The sequence below is a fragment of the Methylobacterium sp. WL18 genome (assembly GCF_008040015.1).
In the GTDB taxonomy this organism is placed as follows: domain Bacteria; phylum Pseudomonadota; class Alphaproteobacteria; order Rhizobiales; family Beijerinckiaceae; genus Methylobacterium; species Methylobacterium mesophilicum.
This window is the reverse complement of record NZ_VRVD01000136.1, coordinates 1-9,484: the sequence shown is the minus strand read 5'-3', so window position 1 is coordinate 9,484 and position 9,484 is coordinate 1. Positions and strand designations below refer to the sequence as shown.

Annotated in this window: 11 protein-coding genes; 5 read left to right on the top strand and 6 right to left on the bottom strand. The window is 69.7% G+C overall.

Going from position 1 to position 9,484, the window contains the following annotated elements; translation table 11 throughout:
- Both mtaB and dapF read right to left on the bottom strand, forming a co-directional pair.
- Positions 1–1,011 (bottom strand): tRNA (N(6)-L-threonylcarbamoyladenosine(37)-C(2))-methylthiotransferase MtaB (mtaB, locus tag FV228_RS12390; protein WP_147854896.1); only part of this gene is annotated, 1,011 nt, incomplete at its 3' end.
- Complete coding sequence (dapF, locus tag FV228_RS12385) at positions 1,011–1,898, bottom strand: diaminopimelate epimerase (RefSeq protein WP_147854897.1); 888 nt, start codon at positions 1,896–1,898, stop codon at positions 1,011–1,013. The genes mtaB and dapF, both read right to left, overlap by 1 nt.
- A 197-nt stretch (positions 1,899–2,095) precedes the next feature.
- Between dapF and FV228_RS12380 the strand changes: the two genes are divergently transcribed.
- On the top strand, positions 2,096–2,836 hold the full coding sequence (locus tag FV228_RS12380; protein WP_147854895.1) for a GyrI-like domain-containing protein: 741 nt from the start codon (positions 2,096–2,098) through the stop codon (positions 2,834–2,836).
- 122 nt (positions 2,837–2,958) lie between these two features.
- Here the strand turns inward: FV228_RS12380 and FV228_RS12375 are convergent, their stop codons facing one another.
- On the bottom strand, positions 2,959–3,150 hold the full coding sequence (locus FV228_RS12375; protein WP_147854894.1) for a hypothetical protein: 192 nt from the start codon (positions 3,148–3,150) through the stop codon (positions 2,959–2,961).
- Between FV228_RS12375 and FV228_RS12370 the strand changes: the two genes are divergently transcribed.
- From FV228_RS12370 to tam, 4 genes are all read left to right on the top strand, one after another.
- A complete protein-coding gene (locus FV228_RS12370; RefSeq protein WP_147854893.1) occupies positions 3,149–3,910 on the top strand; it encodes a Fe-S cluster assembly protein HesB in 762 nt (253 codons plus the stop codon). The genes FV228_RS12375 and FV228_RS12370 overlap by 2 nt on opposite strands.
- 93 nt (positions 3,911–4,003) lie before the next feature.
- On the top strand, positions 4,004–5,068 hold the full coding sequence (trpS, locus tag FV228_RS12365; protein WP_147854892.1) for a tryptophan--tRNA ligase: 1,065 nt from the start codon (positions 4,004–4,006) through the stop codon (positions 5,066–5,068).
- Complete coding sequence (locus FV228_RS12360; RefSeq protein ID WP_147854891.1) at positions 5,065–5,766, top strand: haloacid dehalogenase type II; 702 nt, start codon at positions 5,065–5,067, stop codon at positions 5,764–5,766. Before trpS ends, FV228_RS12360 begins: the two co-directional genes overlap by 4 nt.
- 22 nt (positions 5,767–5,788) lie before the next feature.
- Positions 5,789–6,571 (top strand): trans-aconitate 2-methyltransferase, encoded by a 783-nt coding sequence (tam, locus tag FV228_RS12355; protein WP_147854890.1) that lies wholly within the window; start codon positions 5,789–5,791, stop codon positions 6,569–6,571.
- Positions 6,572–6,736: 165 nt separating this feature from the next.
- On the opposite strand, the gene FV228_RS12350 is transcribed toward tam, so the two are convergent.
- The 3 genes from FV228_RS12350 to FV228_RS12340 form a co-directional block, all read right to left on the bottom strand.
- Positions 6,737–7,390 (bottom strand): pyridoxamine 5'-phosphate oxidase family protein, encoded by a 654-nt coding sequence (locus FV228_RS12350; RefSeq protein ID WP_147854889.1) that lies wholly within the window; start codon positions 7,388–7,390, stop codon positions 6,737–6,739.
- A 168-nt stretch (positions 7,391–7,558) separates the two neighbouring features.
- Positions 7,559–8,578 carry a ketol-acid reductoisomerase gene (ilvC, locus tag FV228_RS12345; protein WP_147854888.1) on the bottom strand — a complete coding sequence of 340 codons (1,020 nt, stop codon included), beginning with the start codon at positions 8,576–8,578 and terminating at the stop codon, positions 7,559–7,561.
- Positions 8,579–8,614: 36 nt separating this feature from the next.
- Positions 8,615–9,247 (bottom strand): TetR/AcrR family transcriptional regulator C-terminal domain-containing protein, encoded by a 633-nt coding sequence (locus FV228_RS12340; RefSeq protein WP_147854887.1) that lies wholly within the window; start codon positions 9,245–9,247, stop codon positions 8,615–8,617.
- Between the last annotated feature and the right edge of the window lie 237 nt (positions 9,248–9,484).

Genomic DNA, 9,484 nt, shown 5'->3' with positions numbered 1-9,484 from the left:
GCGGATCGCGTCGGCTGCCACCGGGGGCATGCGGGCGGCCGGCGTCCCGGGACGGGGGGAATAGGGGAAGACGTGCAGATGCGTCAGCCCGCACTCGGCTACCAGATCGAGGGAGCGGGTGAACTGATCCTCGGTTTCGGTGGGAAAGCCGGCGATCAGGTCGGCGCCGAAAACCACGTCCGGGCGCAGGGCGCGCACCGTCTCGCAGAAGCGGATCGCGTCGGCGCGGCTGTGCCGGCGCTTCATCCGCTTCAGGATCAGGTCGTCGCCGGCCTGGAGGGACAGGTGCAGGTGCGGCATCAGCCGCTCCTCATCGGCAAGCGCCGCGAGCAGCGCGTCGTCGACCTCCACGGAGTCGATCGAGGAGATGCGCAGGCGCGCGAGCTCCGGCACCGCATGCAGGATCGCCCGCACCAGCTTGCCGAGGGAGAGCGACGGCTCGGGCAGGTCGCGGCCATAGGCGGTGAGGTCGACGCCGGTCAGCACCACCTCGCGGCCGCCATGGGCCACGATCGTCTCGACCTGGGTGATGACGTCGGCGACCGGCACCGAGCGCGAGGTGCCGCGGCCGAACGGGATGATGCAAAAGGTGCAGCGATGGTCGCAGCCGTTCTGCACCGGCACGAACGCCCGCGTATGGCCGGCGATCGCGTCGATCCGCGTCGGCGCGATCGTGCGGGCCGCCATCACAGCGCCCGGGCCGGTGCCGGCGAGCGACCAACCGGCTGCACTGAGCTTCTCCGCGTTGCCGACGAGGCGCGCCACCTCGGGCATCGCCGCGTAGGCCTCGGTCTCGACCTCGGCGCCGCAGCCGGTGACGACGATCTCGGTGCCGGGCCGCTCCCGGGCGATCCGGCGGATCGCCTTGCGGGCCTGGCGGCCGGCTTCCTGGGTCACCGCACAGGTGTTCACCACCACCCGGTCGCGCCCGTCGGAGGCCGCGTGGACGCGCAGGGCCTCGGACTCGACCGTGTTGAGCCGGCAGCCGAAGGTGAGGGTCTCGACGCCCATCAGGCGGCGCCGGCAAACAGCTCCGGCGCCAGGATGCCCTCGGCGACGAGCGCGACCGGGCCGGTCATCAGGACATGGTCGTCGGCGCGCCATTCCACGAACAGCTCGCCTCCGGGCAGCCGGACGTTGGCCTGCCGGCCGATCATCCGCAGGCGCGAGGCCGCCACCACGGTGGCGCAGGCGGCGGTGCCGCAGGCCAGCGTCAGCCCGGCACCGCGCTCCCAGACCCGCAGGGTGATCGCCTCGCGCTCGGTCACCTGCGCGATCGAGATATTGGCCCGCTCCGGGAAGAGCGGGTGGTTCTCCAGCATCGGCCCGATCCGGCCAAGGTCGTAGGAGGCGGGGTCCCGGTCCACGAAGAACACCGCGTGCGGGTTGCCCATGTTGACGGCGCCCGGCGAGTGCAGGATCGGATCGTCGATCGGGCCGATCTGCAATTCGATCCGCCGCGTGTCGGGGAACGGCTCGGAGAGCGGGATCTCGTCCCAGGCGAGCTTCGGCCGGCCCATATCGACCGTGAAGGCGCGCTCCGAGACGCGGCGCACGCCGACGCGGCCGGCCGATGTCTCCAGAACCAGCCGTCCGCCCTCGGCGGGGCGGGCCATGGCCGGGTCGTCGAGCATCGCGTAGGCGACACAGCGGGTACCGTTGCCGCAGGCGCCGGATTCCGAGCCGTCGGTGTTGTAGATCCGCATGAACGCATCGGTGCCGGCGCTCACGGGATCGTGCAGGACCATCAGCTGGTCGAAGCGCGAGCCCGGATCCTGCGCGATCGCCCGGGCTTCCTCGGGCAGAACCTTGGCCGCCGAGCCGCGCAGGTCCAGCACCACGATCGCGTTGCCGGCGCCGTGCATCTTCAGGAAGCGTCTATGGGCGAGTGCGCTCATGCAGCCAGGACGGTTGAGGGGATCGGCCATCTATATGGCGAAACGCTCTGCCCTAAGCGAGGGGCGCGCGCGGCGTGGCAGATGCGCCGCACCCGCGACTCTCGTGACCCATGCCCTCGCGGGCGGGCCGGATCGCCATTAGGTTAGCCGGCGGGAGCCCACGCGACGATCCGCCGGGACCCGACCGGAGCGCCCCCGTGATCCGCCTTCGTTCCCTCGTCGCCGTCTCGACCGCCCTGGTCTTCGCCACCGGACCGGTCGCGGCGCAGCAGCAGCCCGCGCCGCCGCCCTCCACCGCGCCGTCCCCGGCCCAGACCAGCCCTCTGCCGACCACGACGGCACCCAACCCGGTCGCCGACCCGACCAAGAGCGCCGCCCCGGCGCCGCAGCAGGCGATCGCTCCGCCCCCCGCCGGCCAGGCGGCCGTCGGCACGCCCGGGCGCCCGACCCTGATCGAGAAGCCCGGCGAGCCCGGCGACGTCGACGAGGTGACCCTGCCGGCCAAGCCCGCCGCGATCCTTTCAGGCAAGACCAAGTGGGAGGAGGCCATCGTCAACCTGAGGCAGGCCTTCGCGCGGATCGAGACGGATCTCGCCAAGGCCGGCATCGCCCCCGCGGGCCGGCCGCTGGCGGTGTTCACCCGCACCGACGACGACGGCTTCGAGTACGAAGCGATGATCCCGGTGGCCGCTTCTCCGAGCCCGGCGCCGGCGGAGGCCGACGGCCTGCGCTTCGGCACGACCCCGTCCGGCAAGGCCCTGCGCTTCCCGCACAAGGGCTCCTACGAGTCGATCGATAGCACCTACGAGACGCTGACGGCCTATCTCGACGCCAAGGACATCGTCGTCCAGGACCGCTTCGTCGAGGAATACGCCACCGACCTCAAGGACGGCACCGACGACAACCTCGACGTGAATATCTTTGCGCTCGTGAAGTAGGCCGCCGGACACGGTCGCGAAAAGAAGTCTTGTTTCGTTCGGCGGCCGCGATCTCGCCGGGGCTCACTCAGCCGCCCCGTCATCCCGGGCTCGCCTGCGGCGCCCCGGAATGACGATGCGCCTTATCCGGTCATCGAAAAATCGCCGATCGAAGAATGGACTTCGGCGACGCCGCGATCTGTCAGAAAACCCTTCCCTGGCACGATGATCCAGTAACCACTCGCGAACGTCGCATCGTCTTGACCGAAGGGACAGATCGCCGCTGTATTCGGCAGCCCGGAACAGCAGCGGCGGCTTGGGGATTCCCCGAGCATGCCGACCTCCCTCTTCCCGACCGCCACCGCATCCGCGCCGCGTCGTAAATCCGTCGCCGCGCCGGCCGACCCGGCGGTGGCCGACAAGGCGCGCGCGGTCCATGCCCGGCTCTGCCCGGTCTACGGCTGCCCGATTCCGTATTTCCACAACCTCGATCCGCTGAGCGAGCTGATCTCGTCGCTGCTCTCGCACCGGACCCGCAACGCCGAATCCGGCCGGGCGTTCAAGGCCCTGCGCGCCCGGTTCCCGGACTGGGAGGCGGTGATCGACGCCGAGGTGTCGGAGATTCAGGCCGCGATCGCCGGCGTGACCTGGCCGGAGCTGAAGGCGCCGCGGATCCGCGACGTGCTCGTCGCCGTGCGCGAGCGCCGCGGCAGCCTCGATCTCGGTTTCCTGGCCGACTTGGATATCGCGGCGGCGCGCGCTTGGCTGGAGGCGATCCCGGGGATCGGCCCGAAGACCAGCGCGGCCGTGCTGTCCTTCTCGACCCTGCGGATGCCGGCCCTGCCGGTGGACAGCCACCACCACCGCGTCGCCCAGCGCCTCGGCCTGATCGGGCCGCGGATCGATGTCGGGCCCTCGCACCCGATCCTGCGGGCGCAACTGCCCGCCGACTGGAGCGCGCAGGACCTCTACGACAATCACGAGATCCTGATGCTGCACGGCCAACAGGTCTGCCATCATCGCCGCCCGGCCTGCGGGCGCTGCGTCCTGGTCGATCTGTGCCCGAGCGCGGCTCTGGCGGCCCGGGAGCCGTGAGCGCATCCTTGACCGGTCCCGGCCGCGGGTGCGAGTAACCCCGCGCCCGGCAGGCGCAGAGCCCCGGCTATGTACTGCTCAGGATCGGCGCCGATGGCCGCGTTCACCGAATTGGTCTTCTCGGGCGTCCAGCCCACAGGCAACCTGCATCTCGGGAACTACCTCGGGGCGGTGAAACGCTTCGTGGAGATGCAGGAGCGCGACGCGCAGTGCCTGTACTGTGTGGTCGACATGCACGCGATCACCGTCTGGCAGGACCCCGAGGCGCTTCGCGGCCAGATCCGCGAGGTCACGGCCGCGTTCCTGGCCGCCGGCATCGACCCCAAGCGCGCGATCGTGTTCAACCAGAGCCAGGTGCCCCAGCATGCCGAGCTCGCCTGGGTTTTCAACTGCGTCGCGCGGCTGGGCTGGCTGAACCGCATGACCCAATTCAAGGAGAAGGCCGGCAAGGACCGGGAGAACGCCTCGATCGGGCTGTACGATTACCCGGTGCTGATGGCGGCCGACATCCTGGCCTACCGCGCCACCCACGTGCCCGTGGGCGAGGATCAGAAGCAGCACCTGGAGCTGACCCGGGACATCGCCCAGAAGTTCAACACCGACTTCTCGAAGTCGATCGCGGCGCACGGCCATGGCGAGGCGTTCTTCCCGATCACCGAACCGCTGATCGGGGGTCCGGCCGCGCGGGTGATGTCGCTGCGGGACGGGTCCAAGAAAATGTCGAAGTCGGACCCGTCCGACAACGCGCGGATCAACCTCACCGACGAGGCCGACACCATCGCCCAGAAGATCCGCCGGGCGAAGACGGATTCCGATCCGCTGCCCTCCGAGATCGCGGGGCTCAAGGAGCGCCCGGAGGCGGACAACCTCGTGGGGATATACGCGGCGCTCGCCGGCATCACCCGCGAGGCGGTGCTGCACGATTTCGGGGGCGCGCAGTTCTCGACCTTCAAGCCGGCCCTTGCCGACCTCGCGGTGACGAACCTCGCGCCGATCGCCGGGGAGATGCGCCGGCTGACCGCCGATCCCGGCCATATCGACGCCGTGCTGGCCGACGGTGCCGGGCGGGCCGAGACGATCGCGGCGCAGACGCTGGACGCGGTCAAGGACATCGTCGGCTTCGTGCGCCGGAGCCCGAACCTCCAGGCGGTGCGGTGACGATCCGGGCGCTCGTCTTCGACGTCTTCGGGACGCTCGTCGACTGGCGCTCCGGGGTGGCCCGGGAGGCCGGGCGCCTGCTCGGTGCTCACGCGCCGGCGCTCGATGCCGGCGCCTTCGCCGATGCCTGGCGCGGATGTTACGGCCCGTCGATGGAGACCGTGCGCTCCGGCGCGCGCGCTTACGTCGATCTCGACACCCTGCAGGCGGAATCGCTCCCCGGCGTGCTGGCGCAGTTCGGCATCGCGGGCGTGCCGGACGACGTACGGCGGGAGCTGGTCCAGGCCTGGCACCGGCTCGATGCCTGGCCCGAGGTGCCGGACGCGATGGGCCGCCTGCGGGAGCGTCACCTCCTGGCGCCCAACTCCAACGGCCATGTCCGGCTCATGGCCGACCTCGCCCGGCGCAACGGGCTGCTTTTCGACGCGATCCTGGGGGCCGGCTACTCCCGCGACTACAAGCCCAGGCCCGCGCTGTACCGCGACGCGGTGGCGGCCTTCGGCTTCACGCCGGGCGAGACCTTGATGGTCGCGGCCCATTCGAACGATCTCGCGGCGGCGGCAAGCCACGGCCTGTCCACCACCCACATCGCCCGGCCCCACGAGCACGGACCGGCCGGCGGCGAGACAGCGCCCACGGTCCCGGTCACCTACGCGGCCCGGGACCTCGCAGACCTGGCCGATCAACTCGGCTGCTGACGATGGAGCAAAGGGGGACACGATGGCCGATTGGAACCCCGCCCTCTACACCCGCTTCGAGGACGAGCGCACCCGCCCGGCGGCCGAGTTGCTGGCCCGGGTGCCCCTCGACAGGCCGCGCCTCGCCTACGATCTCGGCTGCGGCCCCGGCAATTCCACCGCGTTGATCGCGGAACGCTTCCCCGATGCGGAGGTCGTCGGGCTCGACACCTCTCCGGCGATGCTGGAGAGCGCAAGGGTCCGCCTGCCCGGCCTCGCCTTCGCGCTTGCCGACGCCGAGACCTGGGCACCGGAGCGTGCACCGGACCTGATCTACGCGAACGCGGTGCTGCAATGGCTGCCCGACCATCCGGCGCTCCTGCCCCGGCTGTTCGGCCTTCTGGGGCCCGGCGGCGTGCTGGCGGTGCAGATGCCCGACAACCTCGCCGAGCCGTCACACCGCCTGATGCGCGAGACCGCCTCCGCCGGCCCCTGGGCTGCGGCGATCGGCGACCCGGCTGTGGCCGGGCGCCTCGGCCGGATGCTGGACCCGGCCGGCTATTACGACCTGCTGGCGCCGCTGGCGGCCGACGTGGATGTCTGGCGCACCGCCTATCACCACCCGATGGCGGATGCCGCCGCCATCGTGGATTGGGTCCGCGCCACAGGGCTGCGGCCGTTCCTCGATCCGCTGGATCCGGACCAGGCAGCCGGGTTCCTGGCCGCCTACGAGTCCGCCATCGACACCGGCTACCCGCGCCGCAGCGACGGGCTGCGCCTGCTGGCGTTTCCACGGGTGTTCATCGTGGCCCGCAAAGGCGGGTAGCGGCTCCGGCTTCGGCGGGCACGGCTGACATCGCGCGCGCCATAGCATCGTCCCGCACCGTCATTGCGCGCATTGCCCAGCAATACACCTTCCGGGGATCGTGCGTTGCCCTGGGTCGCTTCGCTCGCGCTTGCAATGACGGTGAGCCGTGCGCGGGGTGTTCGTTCAGGCCTCGCCGCGGGCGACCAGCGCCTCGTACTCGGCGACCTCCAACTTGCCCTCCTGGGCAACGCGAGCCTTGTCCGCATCGCTGATCACGTCGCCGGCGAGGTCGAGGCGCTTCCACGCGGCAAGCGGGGTCTCGCGGCCGGGAGTCGGGACGTATTTGTTCTGCTCGAGCTTTTGATACTTGTGGATGTAGCGCGGGCAGTTGACCCAGATCTTCTTCACCGCGACCTTCACCAGGTACTTGGCCTCCGTGTACTCGGCCATCAGGGCGTCGTCGCGCAGCAGCGTCGCGTGGCCCTGAACCCGGATCCGGTGCGGCGTCTCGAAGTCGATGAACAGCAGGCCGACCTTGGCCTGACCCTCGATGTTGCCCATCGAGTAGAACATGCCGTTGCCGTCGAAGCCAGGAAACGCGAGCGTGTTCTCGTCGAGCACCTTCACCAGGCCCCGGGGCCCGCCCTTGTAGGAGACGGTCGGCATCCCGTCGGGATCCACCGTGGACAGGAAGAACATGTCCCGGGAGGCGATGAAGGCGCCCTCGTCCGGCTGGATGCTCTCGTGGACCCAATCCTCGTCCAGCCGCACGGCGAGCTTGGTGGTGCCGAACTCGGTCTGTAGCGCCCGGTGCACGTCCGAATAGAGCGATGCCATGGCGTGTCCTCTCCAACCCTGTCGGGTCCTCATGCAGGCGGGACCGCTGAGGCGGTTATTGTCGGGAAGGGCCGCGTTCGGCAACCGTCAATGGAAACGGCCGGCCTCGCTTTCGCGTGACCGGCCCCCGAGGTGCGGCCGAGCAAAGCCCGGCCGCCAAATCCCAAATCAATTGCGGGTCTTGTCGACCAGCGCCTTCTCGGAGATCCACGGCATCATGGCGCGGAGCTTGGTGCCGACCTCCTCGATCGGGTGGGTGGCGAGCTTGGCGCGGGTCGCCTTGAACGAGGTCTGGTTGACCTTGTTCTCCAGCATCCAGTTGCGGGTGAAGGTCCCCGACTGGATGTCGTTGAGCACGCGCTTCATCTCGGCCTTGGTCTCGGGCGTGACGATGCGCGGGCCGGTGACGTACTCGCCGTACTCGGCCGTGTTGGAGATCGAGTAGTTCATGTTGGCGATGCCGCCCTCGTAGATGAGGTCGACGATCAGCTTCACTTCGTGCAGGCACTCGAAATAGGCCATCTCGGGGGCGTAGCCCGCCTCGACCAGGGTCTCGAAGCCGGCCTTGATCAGCTCGACGAGGCCGCCGCAGAGCACGGCCTGCTCGCCGAACAGGTCGGTCTCGCACTCTTCCTTGAAGGTGGTCTCGATGATGCCGGCGCGGCCGCCGCCGTTGGCCGAGGCGTAGGACAGGCCAAGATCGTGGGCGTTGCCGGAGGCGTCCTGGGCGATGGCGATCAAGGTCGGCACGCCGCCGCCGCGCAGGTACTCGGAGCGCACGGTGTGGCCGGGGCCCTTCGGGGCGACCATCAGGACGTCGAGGTCCTTGCGCGGCTCGATCAGGTTGAAGTGGACGTTGAGGCCGTGGGCGAACAGGAGGGCGGCGCCCTGCTTCATGTTGCCTTCGAGGGACTCACGGTAGATGTCGCCCTGCAACTCGTCGGGGGTGAGCATCATCACGACGTCGGCCCACTTGGCGGCCTCGGCCACCGACAGGACCTTGAAGCCCTCGTGCTCGGCCTTCTTGGCCGTGGCGGAGCCCTCGCGCAGCGCGATGACGATGTCCTTCACGCCGGAATCGCGCAGGTTGAGCGCGTGGGCGTGGCCCTGGCTGCCGTAGCCGACGATGGCGACCTTCTTGCCCTTGATCAGGTTCAGGTCGGCGTCGCGATCGTAATAAACCCGCATGTCGGTTTCCTCTTCAGGTGATGGTTTCGGGTGGGGTTAGGCATTGGCCTGGCCGTACAGGGCCAGGAACTGGTCCACGGCGCGCTCCGCATCGCGCCGGATCTCATCCGCGTCGAGGTCGAGCGCCTCGCCGAGCAGTAATCGGATCTGGATATCCCGGCCGACGAGGCCGAAGAAGGTCCGGAACGCCGCCTCGCTGTCGGCGAAGGCGAGCAGCCCCGCCGCGCGCCCGGCCTCCAGCACCGGCTTCACCCGCTCTCCGATGGCGAAGCGGCCGTTTGCCAGCACGATGCCGCCGAGGTTGCTCTTGCGCGAGCCGGCATGGGCGACGGCGATCCGGTTCAGCGCCACCGAGGTGCGGCTCGCGATCACCGTCAGCCAGGAGACCGCGAAGTCCTGAAGATGCTCCCGCAGGCTGGTGCCGTCCAGCGCCTGGACGGCCTCGCGGCCGGCATGGACCCGGGATGCCTGCCACCGCACGGTGGCGGTCAGCAGGCCGTCGCGGTCGCCGAACCACTTGTATAGCGTCTCCTTAGAGCAACTCGCCCGGCGGGCCACGGCATCCATGGTGAGCTGATCCCCGTCCTCGACCATGAGGGCGAGCACGGCGTCGAGCACCGCCTGCTGGCGCACGGATGGCGGCTCCGGCGCCTGGGCGCCTGCCTCCATCGTCTCCCGACGCTCTGCAAGGTTCGAAGGCATCGTTCCCAGTACCGTACCGTACGGTACGCTCGATAGAGCGATTCGCCGGGCGCTGCAAGGGGCCCGGCGCCGCTCGGCAGGGCGATCGCTTGAAAGGAATGGATTTCGGTGTTGCCTTTTGCGTGATTCACAGGGGGCCTCGGTCTGGTGAGGCATCCGATGTCAGGCAAGGCACTGGTGGAGCATTTTTCGGCGTTGGAAGAC

Bases quoted from the DNA above. Each gene is read 5' to 3' on its own strand.
- dapF (WP_147854897.1), bottom strand. From the start codon at position 1,898: ATGAGCGCACTCGCCCATAGACGCTTCCTGAAGATGCACGGCGCCGGC.
- FV228_RS12340 (WP_147854887.1), bottom strand. From the start codon at position 9,247: ATGGAGGCAGGCGCCCAGGCGCCGGAGCCGCCATCCGTGCGCCAGCAG.
- FV228_RS12370 (WP_147854893.1), top strand. From the start codon at position 3,149: ATGCCGACCTCCCTCTTCCCGACCGCCACCGCATCCGCGCCGCGTCGT.
- tam (WP_147854890.1), top strand. From the start codon at position 5,789: ATGGCCGATTGGAACCCCGCCCTCTACACCCGCTTCGAGGACGAGCGC.
- trpS (WP_147854892.1), top strand. From the start codon at position 4,004: ATGGCCGCGTTCACCGAATTGGTCTTCTCGGGCGTCCAGCCCACAGGC.
- FV228_RS12375 (WP_147854894.1), bottom strand. From the start codon at position 3,150: ATGCTCGGGGAATCCCCAAGCCGCCGCTGCTGTTCCGGGCTGCCGAAT.
- ilvC (WP_147854888.1), bottom strand. From the start codon at position 8,578: ATGCGGGTTTATTACGATCGCGACGCCGACCTGAACCTGATCAAGGGC.
- FV228_RS12350 (WP_147854889.1), bottom strand. From the start codon at position 7,390: ATGGCATCGCTCTATTCGGACGTGCACCGGGCGCTACAGACCGAGTTC.